This is a genomic window from Rhodococcus sp. 66b, from assembly GCF_002076325.1.
Taxonomy (GTDB): domain Bacteria; phylum Actinomycetota; class Actinomycetes; order Mycobacteriales; family Mycobacteriaceae; genus Rhodococcus_F; species Rhodococcus_F erythropolis.
On record NZ_MUZB01000001.1, the window covers coordinates 360,746 to 387,076 of the forward strand.

At 62.7% G+C, this 26,331-nt stretch carries 25 protein-coding genes; 21 read left to right on the forward strand and 4 right to left on the reverse strand.

Annotation, left to right across the window (positions count from 1 at the left end; genetic code table 11):
- Positions 1-128 precede the first annotated feature (128 nt).
- Genes B0E55_RS01685 through nagB form a run of 9 tightly spaced genes read left to right on the forward strand, consistent with a single transcriptional unit; the run spans position 129 to position 8,506 of the window.
- Positions 129-1,187 (forward strand): Gfo/Idh/MocA family protein, encoded by a 1,059-nt coding sequence (locus B0E55_RS01685; RefSeq protein WP_030534711.1) that lies wholly within the window; start codon positions 129-131, stop codon positions 1,185-1,187.
- Positions 1,184-2,179, forward strand: coding sequence for a Gfo/Idh/MocA family protein (locus B0E55_RS01690; protein ID WP_080908956.1), 996 nt, complete (start codon positions 1,184-1,186; stop codon positions 2,177-2,179). Before B0E55_RS01685 ends, B0E55_RS01690 begins: the two co-directional genes overlap by 4 nt.
- On the forward strand, positions 2,176-3,234 hold the full coding sequence (locus B0E55_RS01695; protein WP_080908957.1) for a Gfo/Idh/MocA family protein: 1,059 nt from the start codon (positions 2,176-2,178) through the stop codon (positions 3,232-3,234). Before B0E55_RS01690 ends, B0E55_RS01695 begins: the two co-directional genes overlap by 4 nt.
- 46 nt (positions 3,235-3,280) lie before the next feature.
- Positions 3,281-4,210: a dihydrodipicolinate synthase family protein gene (locus tag B0E55_RS01700; protein WP_080908958.1), complete on the forward strand. Its 930-nt coding sequence runs from the start codon at positions 3,281-3,283 to the stop codon at positions 4,208-4,210.
- 1 nt (position 4,211) lies between these two features.
- Complete coding sequence (locus B0E55_RS01705; RefSeq protein ID WP_080908959.1) at positions 4,212-5,141, forward strand: ROK family protein; 930 nt, start codon at positions 4,212-4,214, stop codon at positions 5,139-5,141.
- Positions 5,138-5,845, forward strand: a complete 708-nt coding sequence (locus B0E55_RS01710; protein ID WP_047889266.1) for an N-acetylmannosamine-6-phosphate 2-epimerase — start codon at positions 5,138-5,140, stop codon at positions 5,843-5,845. Before B0E55_RS01705 ends, B0E55_RS01710 begins: the two co-directional genes overlap by 4 nt.
- The gene (locus tag B0E55_RS01715; protein WP_046377970.1) at positions 5,842-6,534 is read left to right on the forward strand and encodes an SGNH/GDSL hydrolase family protein; all 693 of its coding nucleotides are present in this window, start codon (positions 5,842-5,844) and stop codon (positions 6,532-6,534) included. The genes B0E55_RS01710 and B0E55_RS01715 overlap by 4 nt, the downstream gene beginning before the upstream one ends.
- Positions 6,531-7,715 carry an N-acetylglucosamine-6-phosphate deacetylase gene (locus B0E55_RS01720; protein WP_029254522.1) on the forward strand — a complete coding sequence of 395 codons (1,185 nt, stop codon included), beginning with the start codon at positions 6,531-6,533 and terminating at the stop codon, positions 7,713-7,715. Before B0E55_RS01715 ends, B0E55_RS01720 begins: the two co-directional genes overlap by 4 nt.
- Positions 7,716-7,726: 11 nt before the next feature.
- Positions 7,727-8,506, forward strand: coding sequence for a glucosamine-6-phosphate deaminase (nagB, locus tag B0E55_RS01725; RefSeq protein ID WP_080908960.1), 780 nt, complete (start codon positions 7,727-7,729; stop codon positions 8,504-8,506).
- Positions 8,507-8,515: 9 nt separating this feature from the next.
- Here the strand turns inward: nagB and B0E55_RS01730 are convergent, their stop codons facing one another.
- The 3 genes from B0E55_RS01730 to B0E55_RS01740 form a co-directional block, all read right to left on the reverse strand.
- Positions 8,516-10,147, reverse strand: a complete 1,632-nt coding sequence (locus B0E55_RS01730) for a long-chain-fatty-acid--CoA ligase (protein WP_020906314.1) — start codon at positions 10,145-10,147, stop codon at positions 8,516-8,518.
- A 61-nt stretch (positions 10,148-10,208) separates the two neighbouring features.
- Positions 10,209-11,330 (reverse strand): acyl-CoA dehydrogenase family protein, encoded by a 1,122-nt coding sequence (locus B0E55_RS01735; protein WP_020968503.1) that lies wholly within the window; start codon positions 11,328-11,330, stop codon positions 10,209-10,211.
- Positions 11,331-11,342: 12 nt separating this feature from the next.
- Positions 11,343-12,524 carry an acyl-CoA dehydrogenase family protein gene (locus B0E55_RS01740; protein ID WP_003945878.1) on the reverse strand — a complete coding sequence of 394 codons (1,182 nt, stop codon included), beginning with the start codon at positions 12,522-12,524 and terminating at the stop codon, positions 11,343-11,345.
- 265 nt (positions 12,525-12,789) lie between these two features.
- On the opposite strand from B0E55_RS01740, the gene B0E55_RS01745 reads away from it, so the two are divergent.
- From B0E55_RS01745 to B0E55_RS01800, 12 genes are all read left to right on the forward strand, one after another.
- On the forward strand, positions 12,790-12,981 hold the full coding sequence (locus tag B0E55_RS01745; RefSeq protein ID WP_007734330.1) for a ferredoxin: 192 nt from the start codon (positions 12,790-12,792) through the stop codon (positions 12,979-12,981).
- A 109-nt stretch (positions 12,982-13,090) separates the two neighbouring features.
- A complete protein-coding gene (locus B0E55_RS01750) occupies positions 13,091-14,008 on the forward strand; it encodes a 3-oxoacyl-ACP reductase (protein ID WP_007734334.1) in 918 nt (305 codons plus the stop codon).
- Between the two features lie 502 nt (positions 14,009-14,510).
- Positions 14,511-15,275, forward strand: a complete 765-nt coding sequence (locus B0E55_RS01755; RefSeq protein WP_003945687.1) for an MlaE family ABC transporter permease — start codon at positions 14,511-14,513, stop codon at positions 15,273-15,275.
- A 64-nt stretch (positions 15,276-15,339) separates the two neighbouring features.
- Entirely contained in the window at positions 15,340-16,191 is an 852-nt protein-coding gene (locus B0E55_RS01760; protein WP_003945759.1) for an MlaE family ABC transporter permease, read from the forward strand.
- 11 nt (positions 16,192-16,202) lie between these two features.
- Positions 16,203-17,387, forward strand: a complete 1,185-nt coding sequence (locus B0E55_RS01765; RefSeq protein WP_003945815.1) for an MCE family protein — start codon at positions 16,203-16,205, stop codon at positions 17,385-17,387.
- On the forward strand, positions 17,387-18,406 hold the full coding sequence (locus B0E55_RS01770; RefSeq protein ID WP_019746999.1) for an MCE family protein: 1,020 nt from the start codon (positions 17,387-17,389) through the stop codon (positions 18,404-18,406). The genes B0E55_RS01765 and B0E55_RS01770 overlap by 1 nt, the downstream gene beginning before the upstream one ends.
- Positions 18,403-19,461, forward strand: coding sequence for an MCE family protein (locus B0E55_RS01775; RefSeq protein ID WP_021332433.1), 1,059 nt, complete (start codon positions 18,403-18,405; stop codon positions 19,459-19,461). Before B0E55_RS01770 ends, B0E55_RS01775 begins: the two co-directional genes overlap by 4 nt.
- Positions 19,458-20,762, forward strand: a complete 1,305-nt coding sequence (locus tag B0E55_RS01780; RefSeq protein WP_019747000.1) for an MCE family protein — start codon at positions 19,458-19,460, stop codon at positions 20,760-20,762. Before B0E55_RS01775 ends, B0E55_RS01780 begins: the two co-directional genes overlap by 4 nt.
- On the forward strand, positions 20,762-22,009 hold the full coding sequence (locus B0E55_RS01785; RefSeq protein ID WP_020968506.1) for an MCE family protein: 1,248 nt from the start codon (positions 20,762-20,764) through the stop codon (positions 22,007-22,009). The genes B0E55_RS01780 and B0E55_RS01785 overlap by 1 nt, the downstream gene beginning before the upstream one ends.
- Positions 22,006-23,400, forward strand: a complete 1,395-nt coding sequence (locus tag B0E55_RS01790; protein ID WP_019747002.1) for an MCE family protein — start codon at positions 22,006-22,008, stop codon at positions 23,398-23,400. The genes B0E55_RS01785 and B0E55_RS01790 overlap by 4 nt, the downstream gene beginning before the upstream one ends.
- Positions 23,400-24,218 (forward strand): hypothetical protein, encoded by an 819-nt coding sequence (locus tag B0E55_RS01795; protein ID WP_080908961.1) that lies wholly within the window; start codon positions 23,400-23,402, stop codon positions 24,216-24,218. The genes B0E55_RS01790 and B0E55_RS01795 overlap by 1 nt, the downstream gene beginning before the upstream one ends.
- Positions 24,215-24,748 (forward strand): twin-arginine translocation pathway signal, encoded by a 534-nt coding sequence (locus B0E55_RS01800; protein ID WP_019747004.1) that lies wholly within the window; start codon positions 24,215-24,217, stop codon positions 24,746-24,748. Before B0E55_RS01795 ends, B0E55_RS01800 begins: the two co-directional genes overlap by 4 nt.
- Positions 24,749-24,813: 65 nt before the next feature.
- Here B0E55_RS01800 and B0E55_RS01805 read toward each other — a convergent pair whose 3' ends face one another.
- Positions 24,814-26,277, reverse strand: a complete 1,464-nt coding sequence (locus tag B0E55_RS01805) for an alpha,alpha-trehalose-phosphate synthase (UDP-forming) (protein WP_020906320.1) — start codon at positions 26,275-26,277, stop codon at positions 24,814-24,816.
- Positions 26,278-26,331: the final 54 nt, after the last annotated feature.

The window sequence follows — 26,331 nt, forward strand, 5'->3', positions numbered from 1 at the left end:
GTCGGTTTCGAACCAAAAATAGTGCTCTCAACTGCATAGATGAAGACTGTGTTACCGACGTCGAATTGACGACCGATGACGCTGGCCGTATAACATAGGACATCCCTCATCCAATCTTTGGAGACTTCATGACCCGATACAAAGTCGGTGTGGTCGGTTGCGGATTCTTCGGTAGTTCCCTCGCTCGCGAGCTGGCTGCCCATCCACGTTTCGAACTGGCGATGCTGTGCGACCGTGACTTCGAGCGGGCCAAGGACGTCGCCGCAGAGTTCTCGGCAACCCCGACAGACGATCACGACGCGGTGGCCGCTGACCCGGAGTTGGCCCTCGTTGTCGTCGCGACGCCCAATCACGCGCACGCCGAACCTGCCATCGCGGCACTCGAACACGGCAAGGCAGTTTTTGTCGAGAAGCCACTTGCCGTCGAACTGGTCGATGCGCAGAACATGATCGCGAGCGCCGACGCGAGCGGTTCGCCGTTGATGGTCGGGCACATCATGCGGATGATGCCGGGTGTACGACGTCTGGCGGACCTGCTGACGTCGGGGGAGCTCGGCGAGGTCGCTGCGATCGAAACGTCTCGCTCACGCTGGATCGACACCGACGGCGCAGATCCACAGTGGTGGAAGCTCGACAAGAGCCGAACGGGTGGAGAACTGACTCACGAGATTCACGAACTGGACCTGATGTGCTGGCTCGGCGGCGAGGTGACTGCCGTGTCGAGCATCGCCACCGCGGACGACGGCTTCCGCAACACAGTGGTGTCGTTCGCCGGCGGCGCGATCGGCAGACACACCATCTCGACGCGTTCACACACTTCTTCGTGGGAGCTGACGGTCGATGCCGCCGAAGGCTCGGTCCACGCGGACTTCCACACCGGCCGGGTCAGCCGACTGCGCGGGGGACGGGTCGAAGAGTCGTGGCCGATCTTCGACGTCGACGCCGAGAATCAATCGTTGATCGACTCTGCGAGCAGGACGCAGAAGTACAACTCGGGTAACGGAGGATCCCCGCTGTGGATGCAGGCTGCGATTCGCCACGAAATCGACGAGATGGCAGCAGTTCTCGACGGCAAGGCTGACTCCGGCTCACCGTTGACATACGCACGTGAACGCGCACTCGTCGTCGCCGAACAGGTGCGACTCGGTGGCGGGGAACCGGCGGCGCTGTCGGGAAGTGCGAAGTGACCGTGCGTGTAGCCGTCATCGGCAGCGGCGCAATCGCGCGGGACCACGTCAGCGCTTTGGCGCGCATCCCGTCGGTCGAAGTCGCCTACGTATTCGGCAGTGACTTGGACCGTGCCGCATCGGTCGCGGCATTGGCGCCGGGCGCGAAGGCCAGTACTGATCTGGCGAAGATTCTCGCAGACCCGAGCGTGCACGCGGTCAACGTCGTCGGGGCCACTCCGGACCACGCGCCCGTGACGATAGCCGCAGGCCGCGCGGGAAAGCATGTGCACGTGGAGAAGCCCGCAGCGCTGACAGTCGCGGACTTCGACGCGATGGTCGAGGCCACCGAAGGTGGCGGCACCTCACTGATGGTCGGACAGACCGTACGATTCCAGCCGTCGATCACCTCGATCGGAAACTCGGTTGCACAAGGCGCCATCGGCGACCCCCGGTTGATCCACCTCAGTTGGTACACCGGCCACGTCTGGCCAGGGGGCTGGCGAGGCTGGCAACACGACAAGGAACGCTCGGGTGGTCACCCCGTTCACAACGGAACCCACGCTCTCGATCTGGTGACGTGGCTGATCGGTCGTCGTCCGATCCGTGTGTTCGCTCGTAGTTTCCCCACCTTCGCGGCGGGGATGCCCGTGCACGACAGCTTCCATCTGACCGTTCGCTTCGAGGACGGATCGCTGGCGCTCATCGAATTGGCTTACGCTCTACCACAATCGGGAAAGATGGTGCGCCGGATCGTGGTGTCGGGGACGTCCGGCACGCTCGCGCACGACACCGGCGACGACCCAGGCCTGATGACGGATACGACAAACGCGCCGCCGTCGTCGATCGAAGATGCGATGGCGCATCAGATGCGCCACTGGATCGCCACTCTCGACGGTTCCGCGACCCCGATAGTCGAGAACTGGCAGGTACGTGCAGCTCTCGCGACTGCCATCGCTGCACAACAGTCACTCGACACCGGCCGCGCGATCTCGATCGGAGAACACCAATGACCGGCACCGGTTCGATCCGCGTCGGATTTGTCAGCGGCGTAAGGCATGCCGGCTCCTATGCGGACCTGTTGCGCTCCGATCCTCGAGTGAGCTTGATCGGGGCCTCCGACGAATCCTCGGTCCACGATTGGATTCGTGAGGACGGAATCGCGATGGCAAAGGCCGCAGACATCGAGTGGATCGACGAACTCGGCGAGCTGCTCGACCCCGAACGGATAGACCTGGCGATCATCTGCAGTGAGCCGACCAGGCATGCACGGCTTGCGATTGCCGCACTGAACGCGGGACTCGACGTCCTGGTGGACAAGCCGGTGGGTATCGACGAGTCGGAGGCCGCGGCGGTCGAGGAAGCGGCACGGTCGAACGGGCGAATCTGTACGGTGGTGAACCGCACTCATTCACCTGCGCTCCGGCGACTGCGCCGCTGGATCGATGCCGGAAACCTCGGACTGCCGCGCCACGTGGACATCGAGTTCCTTGCAAGCGGAACACATTTCGCGACGTCCGTCGAGCGTCCCGAACTGGTGGTGGATCCCGCGTTGTCCGGCGGGGGAGAAGTAGTGAACTTCGCCGGTTACGCCGCCGACTACCTCAGATACCTCACCGGCCTGGACGTCACCGAGGTGTACGCCGAGACGAGCACACTCTACGGCGGGGCCCACCAGCAGTTCGGAGTCGAAGACACGGCGTTGATCTCGCTCGCCCTGGAAAACGGCGTCACCGCGACGGTGACCGTCGGAAGAATCCCCGCAGCACCGGGTTTCGGCGCGAATACCGCGACGGTTCGGGTCCTCGGCTCCCACGGATACGCGAGTTCCGACGACGACAAACCCGCGGTGACCCACTTCGCATCCTCGGGAGACGTGACCGCACTACCCATCGGCGGCTTCGGTTCGGACAACGCGGTGTCGAGCTTTCTCTCTCACGTGCTCGATCGACTTCCCACACGGACCGAACCCGACTACACCGTGGCAGACGCCCGCGCGTCGATGCGCGTGATCGATGCTGCCTATCTGTCCGCCTCGAGCGGTCAGCCGGTCTCCGTTTCTCCCTGACAGCCGCACCCACAACTCAATCCGACAACCAACATATGGAGACCCCATGAGCACGGAAACCACCACCTTCAGCGGAATCGTCCCGCCGATCGTCACACCACTGACGCTCGAGGGCGAGGTCGACACCACGTCGCTCGAACGCCTGCTCTCACTGCAGCTCGAAGCCGGAGTCGACGGCTTGTTCGTCCTCGGTTCCTCGGGTGAGGTCGGTTACCTCACCGACGCTCAGCGCGCCCAGGTGGTGCAGACGGCCATCGGTCACGTCGGCGGCCAGGTACCGGTCCTCGTCGGAGTGAACGACATGACCACCAACCGGGTCATCGCCGTCGCCGAGCAGGCGCGCGAGGCTGGTGCGGATGCCATCGTCGCGACGGCGCCGTTCTACGCGATCACCGACGCAGCCGAGACGGCAACGCATTTCCGCTCCATCCACGCCGCAGTGGATCTTCCGTTGTTCGCCTACGACGTCCCGGTTCGTGTCCACAGCAAGCTCAGCCCGGCAATGCTGGTCGAGCTCGGTCGCGAGGGAGTCATCGCCGGCGTGAAGGATTCGAGCGGCGACGACGTCAGTTTCCGTATGTTGCTCCGTCAGTCGGCCGGGCTCGAAAACTTCGCCGTCTTCACCGGGCACGAGGTAGTCGTCGACGGATGCCTGCTGATGGGTGCTTCGGGCGCTGTGCCCGGCCTGGCGAACGTGGACCCGCACGGCTACGTGCGACTGTGGCGCGCTGCGCAGGCAGGAGACTGGGCGGCGGCGAAGGCCGAGCAGGATCGACTCACCGATCTGTTCTCCATCGTCGAGGCACCGACACCGGGTCGCGTCAGTGCCGGTGCCGCGGGTCTGGGCGCATTCAAGACGGCTCTGGCCCTGCGCGGCGTCATCACCGGCAACACGATGTGCGCCCCGATGCTTTCGCTCGACGAGTCCGAGACCGCAACGATCAAGGTCGTTCTGGAACAGGCGGGGCTCCTCTGACATGACATCTGGGCAGAAGCGATGGATCGGCATCGACATCGGCGGCACCAAAGTGGCTGCTGCGGTGGTGACGTCCGACGGAGACGTGATCGACACGGTTCGTGCGGCAACACCGACGGCTGGTAGGGAGGCTGTTCTCGAGACCGCCACCGCGTTGGTCGACCGTCTGAGGGCGAATCACCCGGTAGCCGGAATCGGAGTCGGTGCACCGGGAATCATCGATCGGGTGCGTGGCCGCGTCGTCTTCGCCTCCGACATTCTGTCCGGATGGAGTGGCGCCGAGGTTCGCGGAGAACTCGAGGCGCACTCGGGTCTACCGGTGACGGTGGACAACGACGTGCGCGCGATGGCCCACGGCGAGAACATGATCGGCGCCGGTCGCGGTCGAAGCTCTGCACTGTTCGTCTCGATCGGTACTGGAATCGGTGGCGCGTTGACCGTGGGCGGACAGCTGTATCACGGCGCCCACGGAACAGCCGGCGAGCTCGCGCATCTGCTGGTTCCGGTCTCCGGGGCGATAGGTTGCGGTTGCGGTAGAACCGATCACCTCGAGGCAGTCGCCTCTGGCCCGGCGATGGAGGCCGAGTACGCAGCGCGGGCGGGTGTGCCCACTCAACCGTTGCAGAAGGTGGTGGCACTCATGCGCTCCGGCGACCCGATCGCCCGTGCCGTGGTCACCGACGCCGGTACTCTGCTCGGCCGAGTCCTGGCCGGCGTCGCCACCGCATTCGATCCCGAGGTGATCGTCATCGGCGGCGGCGCAGCCCAGATCGGAGCCGACCTCTTGTCGCCGCTGACGTCCGCTTTCCGGGTGGAAGCGATGGGTCCCATTGCCGAAACCGCCATTCTTCCTGCCCGTTTGGGCACCGATGCGCCGCTCGTCGGAGCTGCGCTCCTGGCCGCCGCAACACGAATCGAGGTAACACCGTGACTGTCGAAGAACTGCTCACGATCATCAGCGGGAAGCTGATCGTGTCCTGTCAGGCCGGACACGGCCATGCCCTGCGCGACACCGGGACCATCGAGAGGATGGCCCGCGCCGCGGTCGACGGCGGTGCAGTGGCGATCCGCTGCGGCGGTGTGGGCGGAACCCCGGATGTCGCCGCAGTCGTGTCGGCAGTGAAGGTACCGGTGATCGGTTTGACGAAGATCGGCTCGGAGGGCGTGTTCATCACGCCGACAAGGGAATCAGCCCTCGAAGTCGTGGATTCGGGTGCGCAGATCGTGGCTGCCGACGCCACCCTGCGACCTCGTCCGGACGGGCTGACCTTTGCCGACACCGTCGACGCGGTCCATGATCGCGGCGGCCTCGTCATGGCTGATTGTGGAACACTCGAGGACGGCATCGCTGCCGCCGCGGCGGGCGCCGACATCATCTCCAGCACACTGGCGGGATATACCGAGAACAGCCGACGCCTGGCCGGCCCGGATCTGGAGCTGATCTCGGAACTGCGGCAGGCACTTCCAGATGTAGTCCTCATCGCCGAGGGGCGATACCACAGCCCGGAGGATGCGGCACGCGCCATCGCCCTGGGTGCAGACTCGGTGGTTGTCGGAACCGCAATCACGGATCCGGCGTTCATCACGTCGAAATTTGCAGCCGCAGTATCGGGCGCCGAAGGGCAGAGGGTGTGACCCCGACGTCGAAGGCTTTGAAGTCCAAGACTGCTGAACGGATTCGACTGGAGACTTTGCTCGTAGACTCGTCGACGCCGATCCGGTGGGTCTTCACCGGCGACAGCATCACTCAGGGATTGACGCACACCGACGGTCATCGAAGTTACGTCGAACACTGCGCCGAGCGCGTCCGTGGTGAACTTTCCTTGTTCAACCACGTCCTTGTCAACACCGGGGTGAGCGGCAATCGATCCTCCGATGTGCGTGCAGGTTTCGCACACCGCATCGAAGTGTTCGAACCCTCGGTGGTGTTGATCATGCTCGGTACGAATGACGCATTGAATGGCGAAGAAGGACTGGAGCGGTTTCGAGACGACCTCTCGGACATGATTTTCCGGACGCGAGCGATCGGTGCGGTGCCGATCCTGCAGACGCCGCCACCGATCGACGTCGAGAATGCGCCCACCAGAGCGGGATTGGTTCAGTACGTCGAGGTCGTGCGGCAGGTTGCCGCCTCGACGCGTGCGGTGTTCGTCGACCACTACGCGCAGTGGACGGCCGATTCTCCCGAGGGTCCACCGCCGGCTCTCCTGGCTGACGCGTTCCATCCGAACGAACAAGGGCACTACGTGCTCGCGGACGCCGTGCTCCGTGAGTTGTCGATCGCGGATGCCGAAGTTCCCGTTGTACCGCAGGTGATGTCGTGACACTTCGTGGACAAATTCTGCGTGGACAATTGGTGACCGGTGGTCGATTGCTCTCGGACGGGGTTGTCGAGATCTCCGGTGATCGTGTGGTGTGGGCCGGACCCGCGTCGCAGCGAACCGACCCGTTACCCGAACGGGCAGCTGCGGGAACAACGATCATTCCGGGTTTGGTCGACGTTCACTGCCACGGCGCCGGCGGATTCGGTTTCCCCGAGGCAGACGAGTTCGGATCCACCGTGGCTGCCGATCACCATCGGACGAACGGCACGACCTCGGTGATCGGCTCGCTCGTCTCCGCGCCGCCGCAGATCCTGCGCAGTCGCATCGAGCTCCTGGCAGGACTGGTGGACGAGGGCACGCTGGCCGGAATTCACCTGGAAGGTCCATTCCTTTCGGTACTTCGTTGTGGCGCCCAGGATCCCGACAGCATTCTCGACGGCGACCCGGCTCTGCTCGAGTCGCTGCTCGAAGCCGGCCGTGGGCGCATTCGCTCGATGACGATCGCTCCGGAGACAGCACACTTCGACGAACTTGCCTCATTGCTGGAGCGTCACGGTGCCGTCGTGAGTATCGGACACACCGATGCGTCCAACCCGATTGCGACACGTTCGATCGCACACTCGGCGCATGCACCGCTCAGTGCCACTCACCTGTTCAACGGTATGGCGCCGATGCATCACCGTGCTCCCGGCGCAGTGGCGGCATGTCTTGCCGCGGCTGCGAAAGGACAGATGGTGGTCGAGTTGGTCGGGGACGGAGTACATCTGGCCGACGAGACGGTAGCGACGGTGTTCGATCTTGTCGGTCCGCATCAGATCGCGTTGGTTTCCGACGCGATGGCTGCCGCCGGAATGCCCGACGGCCGTTACCCGCTCGGGCCTCTCGACGTCGACGTGGTCGGTGGCGTGGCGCGATTGGCCGGCCAGGGGGAAACGGCCATTGCCGGCGGGACGAGTCGGTTGATGGACATAGTCCGCCGGGCTGTCAATCACGCCGGCGTCGATCTGCTTTCGGCTGTCATCGCAGCGACGGCAACGCCTGCTTCGCTGATGGGGCTGGCCGGAATGGTCGGCGATCTCGTGCCGGGTTGCCGCGCCGATCTGATCGTCACCGGTCCAGAACTCGAAACCCGCGCCGTCATGGCCGCTGGGAACTGGCTCATGAACTACACCGAAAGCTGAGGAATCAACCGATGGAAATTGTCATTGTCGACAGTGCGGATGCGGCCGGCACCGTTGTTGCCGACATCTTCGAACACGCGGTGCATTCAGGTTCAAGGACTTTGGGCCTGGCGACGGGGTCTTCACCGCTCTCTGTCTACCGCGAACTCGCGCGCCGTCACCGCGAGGACGGGTTTAGTTTTGCCGGCGTGCAGGCGTTCCTGTTGGACGAATACGTCGGCCTGCCGGAAGGCCACCCGGAGTCGTATGCCCAGGTGATCCGCACCGAGCTGGTGAATCACCTGGACCTGGACGCGGCAAGGGTATTCAGCCCCGACGGCACCGCGCCGGATCCATTTGCCGCCGCGGCAGCCTACGACCGGGCGATTGCGTCGAATGGTCCGGTGGACGTACAACTTCTGGGCATCGGCGGCAACGGTCACATCGGTTTCAACGAACCGACGTCCTCGCTGAATTCGAGGACCCGGGTCAAGACGCTGACGGAACAGACTCGAACCGACAACGCCCGATTCTTCGAGAGTCCGGACGAGGTACCACGGCATGTGATCACCCAGGGCCTCGGAACTATCTGCGAAGCAAATCATCTGGTGATGATCGCGACCGGCGAGCACAAGGCCGCTGCGATTGCCGCTGCCGTCGAGGGGCCTCTGGCCGCGGTGTGCCCGGCATCGGTTCTCCAACTGCATCCGCACGCGACGGTGGTGATCGACGATGCAGCGGCATCACAGCTTCGGCTCACCGAGTTCTACAAAACGGTGTCTGCGCACAAACCGCTTGCTCAGCACTACTGAGATATCGGGCTAGACGGGCTCTCGCGTCTTCTCGAGGCCGAGTGCCATTTCGGGAGTGAGTAATTGGAAGTCGGATTCTCCGCGCCGGCGGATCCACACCGGATCGGATGTGTTCCATCGTTCGGCGCTCTGCGTTCGAGTGACCACCTTGAACGTCGCCGTTCTAGGGAACTCACTGCACACGCGGATCAAGGTCGGTTTCTGCTTCGGCCCGAGTTCCGGCCGGGAATCGATGTATTCGGCTACGGCTGCCGGGTCGAAGTTGTCGACGTCGCCGACCGGAATCACCGACGCCATGACGCGGTCGCCGACATCGCTGTCGGGGACTGCGTACACGGACACCTGCGCGAAGCCCGGGTAACCGACGAGCGAGCGTTCGATGGGTGCGGCGCCGATGTTCTCGCCGTCCACTCGTAGCCAACCGGAACTGCGTCCCGCGAAGTAGACGTAGCCGTCGACGTCGGTGTACGCCAGATCGCCGCTCCAGTACTGGCCGTTGCGCATTCGCTCGGCGTCGGCTTCCGGGTTCTTGTAGTACCCGGCGAATGTGCCTGGGCCGGTGACGTTGACCAGTTCACCGGTTGCCTCGTCGGCATTGGTGATCCGGCCGTCAGCGTCGAAGACTGCAGGCGGGCATGGGGCTCCGGTCTCGGGATCGAGGATCTTGACCCCGTCCGGGAGAAGTCCGAGGGCGCCGGTCCTCGGCACCGGCGCCGCGGAAATCGAAATGCCGCCCTCGGTGGAACCGAACCCGTCGATGACGCGGGCATCGAAGCGCCGGACGAAGGTGGCGACGGCGGGCGCCGAACCCTCGTTGCCGTACATGATCTTCAAGGTGTTCTCCCGCTCGTTCGGCACCTCGGGGGTGGAAGCGATGAAGGACAACGGCTTTCCGACGTAGTTGGAGTACGTGATTCCGTACTTGTGAACGTCGGGCAGAAAACCCGAAGCGGAGAACTTGCGGCGCATGGCAATTCCCGCACGAGCGTGCAGCGCGACCGTCCACGCCGCCATCATGGCGTTGGAATGGAACATGGGCATCGCCATGTAGACGACGTCGTCGGCGCCGAGCCCGAAACGATCGGCAAGCATGACTCCGGGAGAGGCCAACTTGTGGTGCGTGCACCGAACCGCTTTGGGATCACCGCTTGTACCGGAAGTGAAAATGAGCATCAACAGATCGTCGGGCTGCGCCGTCGACGCGTAGGCCGGCGTATCGGCGAAGGGCGCCAACAATTGCGTCCAGGCCGGAGAATCCACGTTGATCACCCGGACGTCACCGAGATCGACGTCGTCGAGTAGATGTGCCTGGTTGTTCTCGGTGAAGATGACCTGGCAGTCGGAGAGTTGGATGTCTCGCGCCAATGCCGGGCCGCGCCTGGTCGTGTTCAGTCCGGCAGCAACCGAACCCGAGAACGATGCTGCGCCGAGCAATAGTGAGAATTCGGGGACGTTCTCCATCAGAAGACCGAAATGCCGGGGGCGCGTTCGATCGAGCAGCGTGTCCAGCAGCGCTGCTCGATCGAACGAGCCTTGAATGTGCTCGCGCCAGGTGATGACCTGGTCCTCGAAACGGATACCGCGGTCGTCGATCTCGCTGACTCCGAGGAGTAGATCGGAAACAGTGGGGCTCTGACTCATAGCTGCATCATCATCGATTCGTCTCGGACCAGGTCATGGATTTCCACTCGGTGGGACGCACTCAGGCAGGAACTGCGGCAAGTTCCTTACCCAGTGCGCGAAGCTGATCTGTTGCGTTGCCGAGCAGGAACTCGTGATGCTTGGCCGCGAGGAAGTAGCGGTGAACCGGATGGTCCTCGTCCAGACCAACACCGCCGTGAACGTGAACAGCGGTGTGCCCGACGCGGTGTCCCGCATCTGCAGCCCAGAACTTGGCCGTCTGCACGGCCCCGTCGGACGGAAGTCCTTCGCTCAGACGCCACGCTGCGGCCCAGAGAGTCAGGCGAACGCCTTTGACGTCGATGTATCCGTCGGCGAGGCGCTGGGCCACGGCCTGGAAACTACCGATCGGACGGCCGAACTGCACACGCTCGGTGGCGTATTCGGCGGTCAGCTTCAGCGCTTGATCGAGCACCCCGTACTGGTAGGCGCTGGAACCGAGCTGAATTCGTTCGACGATCCACGCCGCGATGTCGGATCCTTGGGCAACCGAGCCGAGAACACGATCGGCCGGGATCTGCACCGAATCGAACTCGACCAGGGCCGCACTCGAGAAATCCGTGGTCGATTGCCTGGTAATGCTCACGCCCGCGTCCGACGGTTCGACGAGGAAGACCGCAACACCGTCCTCGGTGATGGCGGGGACGAGGAACAGATCTGCGAGCGGAGCACTGTCGACGGTGATCTTTGCTCCGTCGATGCGCCAACCATCGGCGGTCTTCTCGGCACGCGTGATCGGGTGCGCCGGGTCGTCGTTGTATTCCTCGGCGAGGGCCGCGGTGAGTATCTTCTCACCGGCAGCGGCAGCGCTTGCCCAGTCGTCGCGCTGCTTGTCCGAGCCGAATTCGGCTATCGCTGCGGCGGACCCGACGATGGACGTCAGGAACGGAACAGCTGCGACGCCGCGGCCGAGTTCGGCCAGGATGCTGCACTGCTCGAGGACACCGAATCCGTCGCCGCCCACCGATTCCGGAAGGGCCGCACCGAGAACGCCGGCCGAAGCCAGAGCGTTCCACAAGAGGGCGTCGAAACGGTCTTCGGCGGCGTCGAGTTCACGAAGGCGGTCGTTGGTGACCAGTTCGGTGACGACGGATCGTGTCAGTCCGGACAGGTCCTGCTGGGCCTCGGTAAGGGTGAATTCCATGATCGTTGGTCCTTATCGCTTCGATGCGGGAAGCCGCAGAGCTGTCATGCCGATGATGTCGCGTTGCACTTCGTTGGTACCGCCGCCGAACGTCAGGATCAGCGAAGAACGATGCATGCGTTCGATGCGTCCGCGTAGAAGAGCGCCGGGGGAGTTCTGCCTGATCGTGGCGGAGGATCCGAGGATCTCCATCAGCAAGCGGTAAGCCTCGGTGGCGAATTCGGTACCGAACACCTTGTTGGCCGACGCCGCTTCGGGACCGGGAGCGTGATCGGTTGCGGAGGCGATTTCCCAGTTCATCAACTTCAGGTACTCGGCCTTGGCATGCACGCGAGCCAGATTGATCTGCACCCATTCCTGGTCGATCATGCGTCGGCCGTCGGGCAGCTTGGTGTTCTGTGCCCACTCGCGGACCTCACGCTGCGCGGTCAGAATCGGTCCGGCCGAGGTGAGGGCAACACGCTCGTGGTTGAGCTGATTGGTGATCAGTGCCCAGCCGCCGTGTTCCTGGCCGACTATCGACGACGCCGGGACCCGTACGTCCTGGTAGTAAGTGGCGCTGGTGTCGGGGCCGGCCATGGTGTGAACCGGGGTGTAGGAGAAGCCTTCTGCGGTGGTCGGGACGATCAGCATGCTGATTCCCTTGTGCTTCTTGGCTTCCGGATCGGTTCGGCACGCCAACCACACGTAGTCGGCGTACTGGATCAGGCTCGTCCACATCTTCTGCCCGTTGATGACGTAATCGTCACCGTCACGGACGGCCGACGTGCGCAGAGACGCCAGGTCGGTGCCGGCCTCGGGCTCGGAGTAACCGATCGCGAAGTGGAGCTCACCGCGGGAGATCTTGGGCAGGAAGAAGGCCTTCTGCTCGTCCGTCCCGAAATGCATGATTGTCGGCGCTACGGAATTGATCGTCAGGAACGGCACGGGCGCACCGGCAATGGCAGCTTCGTCGGTGAAGATCAGCTGGTCCATCGCGGAGCGTTCCTGTCCGCCGTACTCTTTCGGCCAACCCAGCGTGAGCCAGCCGTCCTGGCCCATCTGCGCGACGACTTCGCGGTACACATTGCCTTCGCCGTACTCACCCGTCGTGGCAGCGAGTGCTTCACGCCGCTCGGGAGTCATCAGTTGTGCGAAGTAGGCACGCAACTCCTCCTGGAGCTGTTGCTGCTCAGGGGTGTAGGTGATGTGCATGGTTACCTCTCCATAGAGATACGAATCAAAGCGCCAACCATTCGATTGACACAGGTTCTATCGATGCGTACATCGGCGACAAGGGACGCTCTCGCCGTCTCCGGCGGATCGTTCGACGTCCGTTCTCGGTACTTTTTCGAATCATTGCACACGACTGAAACAGGTTCTAGTGTTATCGCCAGGAACGGTGTGCGGCACAGCCCTGCGGCACTCGTTTCGTATCCGTGTTCGTGCCAGTAGTTGTGAGTAGAGAAGAGGAATCGCCATGGAGGTCAGGGTTGATCTGGACCGTTGCGAGGCAAACGGTGTGTGCGTGGGGATCGCCCCCGATATTTTCGACCTCGACGACAACGAGGAGCTCGTGATCAGTTCCGTGCGTCCGCCGGAGGATCGTTGGGAAGATGTCCGTTCCGCGATCGCTCAGTGCCCGCGTGCGGCGCTGACCGAACATCCGTGACGATGGTTGCCCAAAACAAGAACACGTTCTAAAGTTGCGAACTCGTGGGTCACGGCAATCGAGCCGGGTAACTCGACACACGACCGCAGAGAACCGGGAGAGCGCTTCGATGAATGCTGTGAACAGCCCAGAAACCAGTCTCGAAGGCAAGGTCGCCATCGTGACCGGTGCCGGATCGGGGCTCGGAAAGTTCGAGGCCATCGGTCTGGCGAAGGCCGGTGCGTCGTTGGTCGTCAACGATCTGGCCCCGAACGAGGCCGTCGAAGCAACGCTCGAGGAGATCCGCGGTCTCGGCGCCAAAGTCGAATTCGTGGCAGGCAACGTCGGTGAGCGTTCTACCGCCGACGCACTGATGGAAGCAGCGCAGGGGCAGTTCGGCAGTGTCGATATTGTCGTCAACAATGCCGGCGTCGTGCGCGACCGGATGCTGTTCAACATGTCCGACGAAGACTGGGATCTGGTACTCGAAGTTCATCTTCGCGGCCATTTCCTCCTGTGCCGCAACGCCGCTGCCTACTGGCGGGCGAAATCCAAGGAAGCCGGGGCGCCGGTGTACGGGCGCATCGTCAACACTTCTTCGGAGGCGGGCCTTCTCGGACCGGAAGGGCAGCCCAACTACGGCGCTGCAAAAGCCGGAATCACGGCGCTGACGTTGTCGGCCGCACGTGGGCTCTCGCGCTACGGCGTTCGGGCCAACGCGATCTGCCCGCGGGCACGGACGTCGATGACCGAAGGTGTGTTCGGCGACGCGCCGGCGGACGGCATCGATCCACTCTCGCCCGAGCATGTGGCGTCGCTCGTCTCGTATCTGGCGTCACCGGCGGCCGACGCCGTCAATGGTCAGGTATTCGTGGTGTACGGACCGATGGTTGCGCTGATGGCGGCGCCCGTCGTCGAGCAGCGGTTCGACGCAGAGGGAGATTCCTGGTCGCCGGAAACGCTGTCCGCGGTGATGGGTGACTACTTCGCCGACCGTGACCCGGCAAAGATGTTCTCGGCATCGGCGGCCCTGCGCGCGTTGGGCTGATCGACGGGGCTGATTCTCGGGTGCGCGACACGTAGAACCGTTGTTCACACTTAGACGGTCTACGTGTCCACTTCCTGGTAGAAATAGCGTGTTCACGAGTCGGTGGGCGCGGCACTCTGCCTGCGTTCTACAACGAGACCAACGGTCTCGAAAAAACTAGACTGTGTTCCAATTTTGCATTCCTGTGAACGATGCGATATTCGATCGACGTGCCCGGTCAAGGCTGGCACGGCAGCAGGGTCTCGATCCTGCGCCGATAAGCGCAGATCATTCAAAAGTATTAATTTCCAGGATATTTCGGCGAAAATCCCACCGAATAGGGATGCTTCCCATGGTCCGAACCTTCGGGTTTCGGATCGGCGCCGTGAGGCTACTTCTTAGAGTTGGACACTTGTTTTTGACAGGTGAACACGTTCTAGTTAATATGACCTGAGTCACAAGCTGTCGGGGGCTGGACTATGAGAACAGACAGTACTGCGGCAACCAAGGACGAGGAGGGCGAATGGTAGACCTCGTCGAGGTGCCATTACGAGCGGTCGGTGGCTTCTTTCAGATGTCCGCCCAAACCTTGAGGGCAGTCTTCTCCCGCCCCTTCCAGCGTCAAGAGTTCATCGATCAGGCCTGGTTCGTGGCGCGAGTCTCGATGGTGCCGACGGTGCTGGTCGCAATCCCGTTCACGGTGCTGGTCAGTTTCACCATCAACATTCTCTTGCGCGAGATCGGTGCAGCCGACCTCAGTGGTGCCGGAGCTGCGCTCGGTACCGTCACACAGGTCGGCCCCATCGTCACCGTGCTGATCGTCGCCGGCGCCGGCGCAACCGCCATCTGCGCGGACCTCTCGGCCAGAACCATTCGCGAAGAGATCGACGCCATGAAGGTGCTCGGTATCAATCCGATCCACCGGTTGGTCGTTCCCCGGGTGCTCGCGTCGACGGGAGTGGCGCTGCTCCTCAACGGACTGGTCTGCACCATCGGCATCCTCGGCGGTTTCGTCTTCTCCGTGTTCATCCAGGACGTGAATCCCGGCGCCTTCGTCAACGGCATCACACTGCTCACCGGATTCGGTGAGCTCATGCTCTCCATGGTCAAAGCAGGACTGTTCGGCATGATCGCCGGCCTGGTTGCGGCCTACCTCGGACTCAACGTCAAGGGCGGCGCCAAGAGCGTCGGTGACGCGGTCAACCAGACCGTCGTGTTCGCGTTCATGGCGCTCTTCGTCGTCAACGTGCTCATCACGACCATCGGTATCAAGTTGACGGCCGGATGAGGCACACGGCAGTCGGAGAGATCGAAGTGGACAGAACGACGAACGACGGACGGGAGGAGATCTGATGGCGTTGGCCGCAGCGGGACGCTTCCCGCGCACACGTCGACAGATCGGCTCGATCTCTCGCAGTATCGACAGCATCGGTGATCAAGCGCTGTTCTTCGCGAAGGCTCTCGGTCACGCTCCCAAGGCGCTGATGCGTTATCCGCGTGAAACTCTGCGACTGATCGCCGAGATCAGCATGGGCACCGGTGCTCTCGCCGTCATCGGTGGCACCGTCGTGATCGTCGGATTCCTGACGCTGTTCACCGGTGGCACCATCGCCGTTCAGGGCTACAGCTCGCTGGGCAACATCGGTGTCGAAGCACTGACGGGCTTCTTCGCCGCCTTCATCAACGTTCGCATCGCAGCGCCGGTCATCGCCGGAATCGGCCTCGCCGCGACCATCGGCGCCGGCTCCACCGCGCAGCTCGGTGCGATGCGCGTCTCCGAAGAGATCGACGCCCTGGAGACGATGGCGATCCCGTCGATTCCGTATCTGGTCAGCACCCGCGTCATGGCCGGCATGATCGCGATCATCCCGCTGTACTCCCTGGCGGTGATCGCGTCGTTCGTCGCCAGCCGCTTTGCGACGGTGTTCCTCTACAACCAGTCCGGCGGCGTGTACGACCACTACTTCACGACCTTCCTGATACCCACGGACATACTGTGGTCGTTCGCCCAGGCGATAGTCATGGCGCTGGCCGTCATGCTCATCCACACCTACTACGGCTTCAACGCAACCGGTGGCCCGGTCGGCGTCGGTGTCGCGGTGGGTAACGCAGTGCGCGCCTCGTTGATCGCGGTCGTCACGGTCACCCTGCTCATCTCACTCGCCATCTACGGCGGGTCCGGCAACTTCAACCTGTCGGGATAGGCGGGCAAGCGATGACCGTACCCAGATGGCACAAGAAGTTGGCCGCAGCCGGCCTGGTCCTCGGACTCGTGGCGATCGTCGCCGTTGCTCTCACCATGTTCTCGGGTGGGTTCACCAAGAGCACGCCCATCACCGTGACGTCCACGCGTGCAGGCCTGGTCATGGAACCGAATGCCAAGGTGAAGCTTCGCGGAGTGCAGGTCGGCCGCGTCGAATCGATCTCCCTCGTCGGCGACCAGGCAAACCTGAAGTTGGCGATGGATCCGGGCCAGATGTCGAAGATTCCGTCGAACGCCCGGGTGGAAATCAAGACCACCACGGTGTTCGGTGCGAAGTACGTCAACATCGTGATTCCCGACGATCCGTCGACCCAGCCGATCCAGGAGGGTGCTGTCATCGCCTCGGACAGCGTCACCGTCGAGTTCAACAGTGTCTTCGAACATCTTTCGGACGTACTCGCGAAGATCGAACCGGAAAAGCTCAACGCCACACTCGGCGCGATCTCCACTGCACTCAACGGGCGCGGCGAGTCGCTGGGTGAGGTTCTCGAGCTCGGTGACACCTATCTGAAGAAGATGAATCCGGTTCTGCCGCAGCTCCAGGAAGACTTGGTCGGCGCCGCCGATGTCACCAACCTGTACGCCGACGTGGCACCGGATCTGATGCGCATCCTCGACAACGCCACCGCGACAAGCGGATCGATCGTGGCGGAGCAGGCAAACCTCGACCTGCTGTTGCTGAACGTCACCGGCCTCGCGGACACCGGCAACGCGTTGTTGACCGACAACGAGCAGAACCTGACCACCGCCCTCGACACTCTGACCGCGACGACGACCCTGCTCGACAAGTACTCGTCGGGTCTGACGTGCTTCATCGTCGGGTTGAACGACGGCCGGATCAAGTTCGAGCCACTGGCAGGCACCGGGGACAAGGCGGCACTGATGCTGAGTGCGAGCTTCATGTACGGCGCCGAGGCGTACCAGAACCCGCAATCTCTCCCCAAGGTCGCGGCCTCCGGTGGACCCAATTGTTATGGTCTGCCCGAATTCGATCCGAAGGTCGACGGGCATGCCCCGTTCGCAGTCACCAACACCGGCAACGTGCCTTTCGTTCCCAACACCGAACTGCGCGTCACCGTGCCGACCATTTTCCAGTATCTCTTCGGTGACTCCTACGAGCAGGAAGACGGGAAGTGATGAGACCGACCACGGTCAAGCTGCTGATTTTCACCGTCGTCATGGCGGTCATCTTCGCCGGACTGGCGATCGTCTTCAGTCAGGTGCGCTTCAGCAGCAGCAACGGATTTCACGCCACGTTCTCGGACGTCTCGGGACTCAAGTCCGGCGACAAGGTACGTATCGCCGGTGTTCCGGTCGGGTCGGTCACCGGAGTGTCCATCGGTGACTCCAACCAGGCCGAGGTCGAGTTCGACGTCGATACCAAGTACTCACTGATGAAGAGCACCAAAGCGACTGTGCGCTACGAGAACCTGGTGGGCGACCGCTACATGGAACTGCTCGAGGGCGCTGGTTCCACCGAGACGCTTTCGTCAGGTGGATCGATTCCAGTCGACCAGACGTCGCCCGCGCTCGATCTGGATCTGCTGCTCGGCGGATTCAAGCCGCTGCTTCGCTCTCTCGACCCCCAGCAGGTCAACGACCTCTCCGGGGCCCTGCTCCAAGTACTCCAAGGCCAGGGTGGAACATTGGTTTCGCTTCTGGGAAACACCAGTTCGTTCACCAGCACGTTGGCGGACCGAGATCAGCTGATCGGGGACGTCATCACCAACCTCAACGACGTACTCGGCACGATCAACGACAAGGGTGATCAGTTCTCCACCACGATCGATCAGCTCCAGCAGTTGGTCAGTGGATTGGCGAAGGACAGTGGCCCGATCGGTAATTCGATCACCGAGATCGCCGGCGCGACCGGAGATCTCGCATCGCTGCTGCAGGCGACACGTCCGGACATCCAGACCCTGATCGGGGAGACCAACCGAACGATGACGCAGCTGGACCTGGGCAAGGACGACATCAATACCGCTCTCGGTCGTCTGCCGTCCGACTACCGGAAGCTGATCCGAGTGGGCACGTACGGAGCGTTCTTCCAGTTCTATCTGTGCGCCAACACTTTCAAGTTCTCCGGACCTGACGGAACGACGATCATCTTGCCCACGGCAGTCCAGGACACGGGAAGGTGCGCAAAAGTCTCATGACCCCTACCCGTGAACGCAATCCGGTACAGATCGGTGTCATCGGTCTCGTCCTGGCGGTGGCAACCGTGGGTGCCACGCTTCAATACGATCAACTCCAGTTCATCAACGGCGGCATTCGCTACTCGGCGTATTTCCAGGATGCCGGCGGCCTGGTCGCCGGCGACAATGTGACCATGGCCGGAGTGAATGTCGGCAAGGTCAGCGACGTCGAACTCGACGACCAGAAGGTACTGGTCACCTTCACCGTTCAGGACGGCGTCGCCCTGGGCGAGCAGACCGCGGCCGACATCAAGACCAACACGGTTCTCGGCCGAAAGTCGTTGGCGGTGCGGCCGGAAGGATCCGGACTGCTGCGCACGGACACGCCGATTCCTATCGAGCGCACCAACTCCCCGTACTCGCTCAACGACGCGCTCGGCGACCTCGGTACCACGGTGTCCGAACTCGACACGGACCAGATCAACGATTCGCTCAACGCTATCTCGGACACGCTGGCCGATACTCCGCCCGAACTGCGCACCGCGTTGGACGGAATGACGCGGCTTTCGCAGAGCATCAACTCACGCGACGAGAGCCTGCTCCAATTGCTCTCGCGGGCCGAAGATGTCACCAAGATCCTCTCCGACAGAAGCGGTCAGATCGATTCGTTGCTGGTTGACGGCAACAAGCTGTTTGCCGAACTCAGCTTGCGGCGTGACGCGATCAGCGAACTGATCGTCAACACCGGCGCAGTCTCACGTCAACTGTCAGCGCTTGTGCAGGAGAACGAGGCTCAGATGGGGCCGACCCTCGAGAAGCTGAATTCGGTCGCCGAGGTTCTTCAGCAGAACAAGGACAACATCGCCGGGGCGCTCGACGGCCTCGGACCGTACATCACCGCGCTCGGCGAGACCGTGGCCAGCGGCCCGTTCTTCGATGCCTTCATCATCAACATTCTGCCGAGTAACTGGTGGAAGACCTTGGTGGACACCAGCGTCGCGCCCGAGCAGGTTCCGGGCGACCTGGAAGACTTCTTCCCCGGCATTCCACCGACGATCAGGGGGCCGGGAGAATGACCGAGACCATGACTTCACAGGATTCACAGGGCTCCACCAACCCACGCAAGAAGTGGGTGCTGATCGGAGCGGGCGTGCTGGTCGCGCTGCTCGTGGCGGGTGCGGCCTACCTCTTCATCCCTGGCCTGGGCAAGACCAAGATCTCCGCGCACTTCGTCTCGACGACAGGTCTCTACGAGGGCGACGTCGTGCGAGTGCTCGGTGTCAACGTCGGCAAGGTGACGAAGATCGAACCGCGTGATCGGGACACGTACGTCGAGATGAAGATCGACTCGAGCGTCGACGTTCCGGCAGATGCCAAGGCGCTCATCGTTGCTCAAAGCCTCGTGTCCGCACGCTTCGTGCAATTGACCCCCGTGTACTCCGGCGGGGAACAGATGCCCAATGGCGGCGAGATCCCGATCGAGCGCACCGCCGTTCCTGTGGAGTGGGACGAGATCAAGACCGAACTGACCAAACTGTCTGACGCACTCGGACCGGAGGGTCTGGACGATCAGGGTTCCCTCGGCCGATTCATCGACACCGTGGGAACGAACCTCGACGGTAACGGTGAGTCCATTCGGTCGACGTTGCGCGAACTCTCGGCCACGATGCACACGCTGTCCGAAGGCCGGACCGATTTGTTCTCCACCATTCGGAACCTGCAGGCGTTTGTCACTGCGTTGTCCTCGAGCAACGAGCAGATCGTGCAGTTCAGCGGTCACCTCGCTTCGGTGACAAGCGTTCTCGCAAGCAGTTCCGACGAGTTGGGCACCGCCCTCAGCGATCTCGACCTGGCGGTGGGCGACGTTCAGCGGTTCGTCAAGGACAACAGCGAGGGACTGAGCGAATCGGTCGCGCGTCTGGCCGATGCCACCCAGGTACTGACGGACAAGCGCCCGGAGATCGAGCAGGTTCTGCACTCCGGACCGACGTCGCTTGCCAACTTCTATCAGATCTACAAACCGGCTCAGGGCAGCATGACCGGCGCAATTGCACTGAGTAACTTCAAGAATCCAATCCAGTGGATCTGTGGTTCCATCGAAGGCATCGACAGTGGTAACTCCCAGAACAGTGCCGACCTGTGTAAGCAGTACCTCGGGCCGGTGCTCAGCACGATGATCGGCAACTACCCCGGATTCCTGTTCAACCCGGTCGCGGGCGTGCAGGCTTTCCCGGATCAGATCGTCTACACCGAACCGGGATTGGAAGCGGCAAGTCAGAATCAGCCGGAAACTGTCGCAGGACCGATGTCAGGTGCTCCCATGACGAGTGTTCCCAAGGATCTCGCCGAACTCTTCAACATGGGCGGAGGGAACTGATGCGGGTAGCTCGCAAGACCACGGTTGCCGTGTTGGCCACGGCAGTGGCACTCGGCGCCAGCGGTTGTGAATGGAACGGTCTCAACTCTGTGCCGATGCCAGGAACTCAGGGCCGGGGCGAAGGCGCATACGAGGTCCAGATCGAGATGCCGAACGTGACTACCCTGTCGCAGAATTCGCCCGTTCGGGTGGATGACGTTGCAGTGGGAAGCGTTTCGAACATCGAGGTTCAGGGCTGGCACGCTCTGGTGACGGTGTCGCTGAATCCCGAGGTTCAGTTGCCTGCCAACGCGACGGCGAAAATCGGCCAGACCAGCTTGCTCGGCTCTCAGCACATCGAGTTGGCACCGCCGGTTGGAGAAGAGCCCGAGGGCCGCCTCGAAGCCGGTGACTTGATTCCCATCGAGCGGGCGGGCGCTTACCCGACGACGGAACAGACGCTGTCGTCTCTGTCGGTTGTTCTCAACGGCGGCGGTCTCGCTCAGGTTCAGGACATCACGAAGGAACTCAACGCCGCTCTCGGTGGGCGTGAAGATTCCGTTCGAGACCTCCTGCCTCAGCTCGATCAGCTGGTCGGAAGTCTGGACAAGCAACGAGGCGACATCGTTTCGGCGATGGAAGGACTCGATCGACTGTCCTCGACCGTCCAGGCACAGCACGACACCTTGAACAAAGCGCTCGAAGGTATTCCGCCGGCACTCGAGGTTCTTGTCGCTCAGCGTCAGGACATCACCAACGCGTTGACCTCCCTCGGTGGTCTCAGCGAGGTGGCGAGCCGTGTCATCCAGGAGAGCGGCGACGATTTCGCGACCAATGTTCGGGCTCTTTCGCCGACTCTGAAGGCCTTGGCGGATTCGGGTAACGCTCTCACTCAAGTTCTCGGAGTCCTCTTGACGTTCCCGTTCCCACAGAACGGAATCGACAACGTCATCCGCGGTGACTACGCCAACCTGGCGATGACCATCGACATCTCGCTGCCCCGACTCGACGCGAACTTCCTCACCGGAACTCCGTTGGCAGGAACACTCTCCGGCCCGGAAGGTGTGTTGGGTAAGCAGGCCGGGCTCGCCGGACAGACAGGCAACCCGTTGAGCGATCCGCTCAAGCCTGCCGCACCGCCGGCTCAAGCTCCCGCCGGACAGGCTCCCGCTGCGCAGGCCCCGGCAGCGGATCCGAATACCATTCAGATTCCGGGACTTCCGCCGATCAACATTCCAGGACTTCCTCAGGGGGCACCGGCACCATGATGCTCACAAAGTTCGTCCGTATCCAGCTCACCATCTTCGCCGTCTTGACGGTCGTCGGTTTGATCGTGATGGCCACTCAGTACGTGCGTGTTCCGGCGATGGTCGGTATCGGCCGTTACGACGTCACTGTCGAATTGCCCGCCACCGGTGGGCTGTACAAGAACTCGAACGTCACCTACCGCGGTCAGACCATCGGTGTCGTGAACGCGGTGGAGCTCTCGGAGACGGGTGTGAATGCGCGACTGTCTCTCGAGAGTGGCGTCAAGGTTCCGTCGGACGTCGATGCTGCGGTCAAGAGTGTGTCGGCGATCGGCGAGCAGTTCGTCGACCTGATTCCGCACACCGACAGCTCCGGAGCGATCGTCGTCGACGGGCATCTGGAAAACGGATCGGTGATTCCCGAAGACCGAACCAGCATTCCGCAGGATGTCGGCGCGATGCTCGATCAGGCAGATCTGTTGCTGCAGAGCATTTCCGACACCAAGCTCAAGACCGTCATCGACGAATCCTTCAAGGCGTTCAACGGTGCCGGCCCGGATCTGCAGAAGCTGATCGACTCGGCTCGGCTGTTCGTCGAGGAGGCGAACAACAACTCCGACGCGACCAAGACGCTGATCGAGCAGGCCGGTCCACTCCTGGACACTCAGGTGGTCAGCAGCGACGCCATCCGTTCCTGGACAAGCAATCTGGTGACGTTCACCGACCAGCTCCGAGCCAGCGACCCTGATCTGCGTGCCGTCATCCAGAAGGGTCCGGCCGCAGCGGCGGAGGCGAATGCTCTTCTGCAAGACATGCAGCCGACATTGCCGATTCTTCTGGCGAACCTCGTGTCCGTCGGACAGGTCGGCGTGATCTACAACAACGCGATCGAGCAGATTCTGGTCATCTACCCGCCGCTGGCCGCAGCGCTGGTCACGGTGGCAGGCTCCGGCCCGGCTGCGGATGGTGCACTGGTGGACTTCCACATGGAGGTCAACGACCCGCCGCCGTGCACTACAGGATTCCTGCCCGCAGAGCAGTGGCGCAGTCCGAAGGACGAATCACCGATCGAGACGCCGTCGGATCTCTTCTGCCAGGTTGCCCAGGATTCGCCGATCGCCGTGCGCGGCGCGAGAAACCTTCCCTGCGAGGAGTATCCGGGACGTCGTGCGCCGACGGTCGAACAGTGCCGTTCCGGCTACGTACCGATGGGCACGAACCCGCAATCCGGGCCTCCGGAACCGATTACCGCGACCCCGAGCTCGTACACGTCGACGCCTTCGGTCTCGGCTCGTCGGTACGATCCGATTACAGGCACGTACATCGGGCCGGACGGAAGGACGTACTCGCAACCGAACCTCGGTGGCGGCGACGTCAGTCTCGAACAGTTCATGAAGGGTCAGCAGGGTTGATGACAGACGAAGATCCACAGGCCGGGCAGCGGGTGCGCCGTCGCGCGTCCCGCAGCGCCGGACCCACGGGTGCGGATGCAGACGCTGCCGCGGTAGTAGTGCCCACCGAAAAGAAGTCGGCCGAACAGAAGCCAGCCGAGCAGAAGCCAGCCGAGCAGAAGGCGGCTGAGCAGAAGGCGGCTGAGCAGAAGGCGGCGGCGCCAGTTGCTTTGGGCAAGCCCGATACTCCACCTGAGAAGGTCGTCAGCGGCGATCAGGTCGCGACCAAGACTGAGCCGACCGGTACCGCCGAAACCCCCGCAGAAACTGCTGTGGACACCCCTGTTCGTCCGAAGCCCAAGGCCGGGCTGGTAGTCGGGATCGCCGTTGCTTCGGTGATCGCTGTTGCTCTTGCGGCCCTGACGGTGTTTCTTCTCGTCGACCGGAACAAGGCGTCCAATGCCGACGAGGACCGAGCGCGCTACGTGGCCGGTGCCCGGACCACCGCACTGAATCTGACGACACTGCACGCGGATACAGCGGCTGCCGACCTCGACAAGTTCCTCGCCGGCACCACCGACGAGTTCAAGTCGCAGTTCGACGGACGCAAGGATTCGTTTGTCAACGTCCTCGGGCAGGCCGGAGTTCAGACCGACGGCGAGGTACTCGAAGCCGGGTTCGAGAAGTCCGACGGCGATTGCGGGACTTCATTGGTCGCCGTGCGTGCGATGCAGAAGAACGGCGACGAAGCGCCCGCTGAACGCAACTACCGACTCCGAATCACCATGTGCGACGTCGACGGGCAGTTGCTTGCCTCGAATGTGGAGTTTGTGCCATGACCCCAGAAGTAATCCCCGAGACGTCCAAGCCCAAGCGCGTCTCACCGCTCGCCATCGTTCTGTGCGTCATCAGTGCAGTGGCCATCGCGTTGGCGGCAGTGTCGGCGTATCTCTACTTCGGTCCGGGTGGAACGCGTGACATCGCGGCGATCGATCAGACCAGAGACGAAGTGGCACAGGCCTCTTCCGATCAGGCGGTTGCGATGTTCCAGTACGACTACAACAACGTCGACCAGCAGTTGCACGCGGCCACAGACGGTTTGACGGGCGATTTCCAGGGCACGTTCACCAACCTGATCGAATCGGTGATCATTCCGGGAGCCAAGGAAAAGTCGCTGACCGTTCAGGTAGTCGTCCAGGGTGCCGCGGTTCTCGACGCGGAGGCGGACAGCGCGACGACGATGCTGTTCCTCAATCAGATCACTACGTCTTCGGAATCACCCGAAGCCGTCGCCAGTGGTAGTCGCGTCAAGATGAGTCTGGAGAAGCAGGACGGGCGTTGGCTCGTGAACAACGTCCAACCCTTCTGATTATCTGAAACAGGCTGGGGCCGCGGAGATTAACTCTCCGCGGCCCCAGCCTTTGTGCACTGTCCTCAGTGGTCTTGTGCTTCGGCCGGGGCGATCAGCGCCGGACCTGCGGCACCGCCGTGCGCGAGCGCGTCGAGGAACGAGCGTGCCCAGCGGTCGACGTCGTGGGTCAGGACCTGACGCCGTAGCGCACGCATGTGGCGTCGGCCGTCCTCTCGCGGTTGATTGAGGGCCTTCTCCATCGAATCCTTGACGTCGTCGAGGTCGTGGGGATTGCACAGGAAAGCCTGACGGAGTTCTGCTGCAGCGCCGGTGAATTCGCTGAGCAGCAATGCGCCGCCCAGATCACTGCGGCAGGCGACGTACTCCTTGGCGACCAGGTTCATACCGTCACGCAGCGGCGTGACCAGCATGAGGTCGGCAGCGACGAAGAACGCGACCAGTTCGTCGCGGGGGATCGGCCGATGGATGTAGTGGACGACGGGGCGACCGACTTCGCTGAACTCGCCGTTGATCCGGGAGACCTTCTGCTCGATGTCTCCGCGCATCTGTACGTAGCTTTCGACGCGTTCGCGGCTCGGGGTCGCCAACTGCACCATGACCGTGTCGGCGGGATCGATGCGCTTCTCCATGAGAAGTTCGTGGAGTGCGGCGAGCCTGACGTCGATGCCCTTGGTGTAGTCGAGGCGGTCCACGCCCAGCATGATGTGCTTGGGGTTTCCGAGTTCTTTGCGAATCTGCTTGGCGCGGTCTCGAATTGCCTTGGTGCGTGATAGCTCGTCGAGCTTGCCGGAGTCGATGGAGATGGGGAATGCACCGACGCGGACGCTACGGAAACCTACTTGCACCACACCGAGTTTGGAGCGGACGCCGACGGTTCCGCGTGAAGTCTGCTGTCCGGCAAGGCGTCTGGCCAGATAGAGGAAATTCTGTGCGCCACCCGGAAGGTGGAAGCCGATGAGGTCGGCGCCGAGGAGGCCTTCGACGATCTCGGTGCGCCACGGCATCTGCATGAACAGCTCGACCGGGGGAAACGGAATGTGCAGGAAGAATCCGATGGTGAGGTCGGGGCGCAGCATCCGCAGCATCTTCGGTACCAACTGCAGCTGGTAGTCCTGGATCCAGACGGTTGCGCCCTGAGCCGCTGCCTTGGAAGTGGCTTCGGCGAACCGCCGATTCACCTCGACGTAGGCGTTCCACCATTCGCGGTGGTACTCGGGTTTGACGATGACGTCGTGATAGAGCGGCCAGAGGGTGGCGTTGGAGAACCCCTCGTAGTACTCGTTGATCTCCTCGGCGCTCAGCGGCACGGGGTAGAGCTCGAGTCCGTCTTCGACGATGGGGTCGAGATCGGCGTCGGGCACGCCCGCCCAGCCCACCCACGCGCCCTGATTGCTGCGCAGGATCGGCTCGAGAGCGGTGACCAGTCCACCGGGGCTTCGCTTCCAGCGGGTGGTGCCGTCGGGAAGCCGTTCCAAGTCGACGGGCAGGCGGTTCGCTACGACGACGAACTCAGCCTGCCCGGACACGGTGTCACCGGTCGAAGAAGCAAGTGCGCTGTCAGAAAGGGTTGAACTGGTCGA

What these genes read in the sequence shown, in the direction of transcription:
- nagB (WP_080908960.1), top strand. Translation starts at nt 7,727, where the DNA reads ATGGAAATTGTCATTGTCGACAGTGCGGATGCGGCCGGCACCGTTGTT.
- B0E55_RS01765 (WP_003945815.1), top strand. Translation starts at nt 16,203, where the DNA reads ATGACCGTACCCAGATGGCACAAGAAGTTGGCCGCAGCCGGCCTGGTC.
- B0E55_RS01790 (WP_019747002.1), top strand. Translation starts at nt 22,006, where the DNA reads ATGATGCTCACAAAGTTCGTCCGTATCCAGCTCACCATCTTCGCCGTC.
- B0E55_RS01745 (WP_007734330.1), top strand. Translation starts at nt 12,790, where the DNA reads ATGGAGGTCAGGGTTGATCTGGACCGTTGCGAGGCAAACGGTGTGTGC.
- B0E55_RS01800 (WP_019747004.1), top strand. Translation starts at nt 24,215, where the DNA reads ATGACCCCAGAAGTAATCCCCGAGACGTCCAAGCCCAAGCGCGTCTCA.
- B0E55_RS01755 (WP_003945687.1), top strand. Translation starts at nt 14,511, where the DNA reads ATGGTAGACCTCGTCGAGGTGCCATTACGAGCGGTCGGTGGCTTCTTT.
- B0E55_RS01700 (WP_080908958.1), top strand. Translation starts at nt 3,281, where the DNA reads ATGAGCACGGAAACCACCACCTTCAGCGGAATCGTCCCGCCGATCGTC.
- B0E55_RS01695 (WP_080908957.1), top strand. Translation starts at nt 2,176, where the DNA reads ATGACCGGCACCGGTTCGATCCGCGTCGGATTTGTCAGCGGCGTAAGG.
- B0E55_RS01705 (WP_080908959.1), top strand. Translation starts at nt 4,212, where the DNA reads ATGACATCTGGGCAGAAGCGATGGATCGGCATCGACATCGGCGGCACC.
- B0E55_RS01685 (WP_030534711.1), top strand. Translation starts at nt 129, where the DNA reads ATGACCCGATACAAAGTCGGTGTGGTCGGTTGCGGATTCTTCGGTAGT.
- B0E55_RS01775 (WP_021332433.1), top strand. Translation starts at nt 18,403, where the DNA reads ATGACCCCTACCCGTGAACGCAATCCGGTACAGATCGGTGTCATCGGT.
- B0E55_RS01750 (WP_007734334.1), top strand. Translation starts at nt 13,091, where the DNA reads ATGAATGCTGTGAACAGCCCAGAAACCAGTCTCGAAGGCAAGGTCGCC.
- B0E55_RS01795 (WP_080908961.1), top strand. Translation starts at nt 23,400, where the DNA reads ATGACAGACGAAGATCCACAGGCCGGGCAGCGGGTGCGCCGTCGCGCG.
- B0E55_RS01730 (WP_020906314.1), bottom strand. Translation starts at nt 10,147, where the DNA reads ATGAGTCAGAGCCCCACTGTTTCCGATCTACTCCTCGGAGTCAGCGAG.
- B0E55_RS01785 (WP_020968506.1), top strand. Translation starts at nt 20,762, where the DNA reads ATGCGGGTAGCTCGCAAGACCACGGTTGCCGTGTTGGCCACGGCAGTG.
- B0E55_RS01780 (WP_019747000.1), top strand. Translation starts at nt 19,458, where the DNA reads ATGACCGAGACCATGACTTCACAGGATTCACAGGGCTCCACCAACCCA.
- B0E55_RS01760 (WP_003945759.1), top strand. Translation starts at nt 15,340, where the DNA reads ATGGCGTTGGCCGCAGCGGGACGCTTCCCGCGCACACGTCGACAGATC.
- B0E55_RS01770 (WP_019746999.1), top strand. Translation starts at nt 17,387, where the DNA reads ATGAGACCGACCACGGTCAAGCTGCTGATTTTCACCGTCGTCATGGCG.
- B0E55_RS01740 (WP_003945878.1), bottom strand. Translation starts at nt 12,524, where the DNA reads ATGCACATCACCTACACCCCTGAGCAGCAACAGCTCCAGGAGGAGTTG.
- B0E55_RS01735 (WP_020968503.1), bottom strand. Translation starts at nt 11,330, where the DNA reads ATGGAATTCACCCTTACCGAGGCCCAGCAGGACCTGTCCGGACTGACA.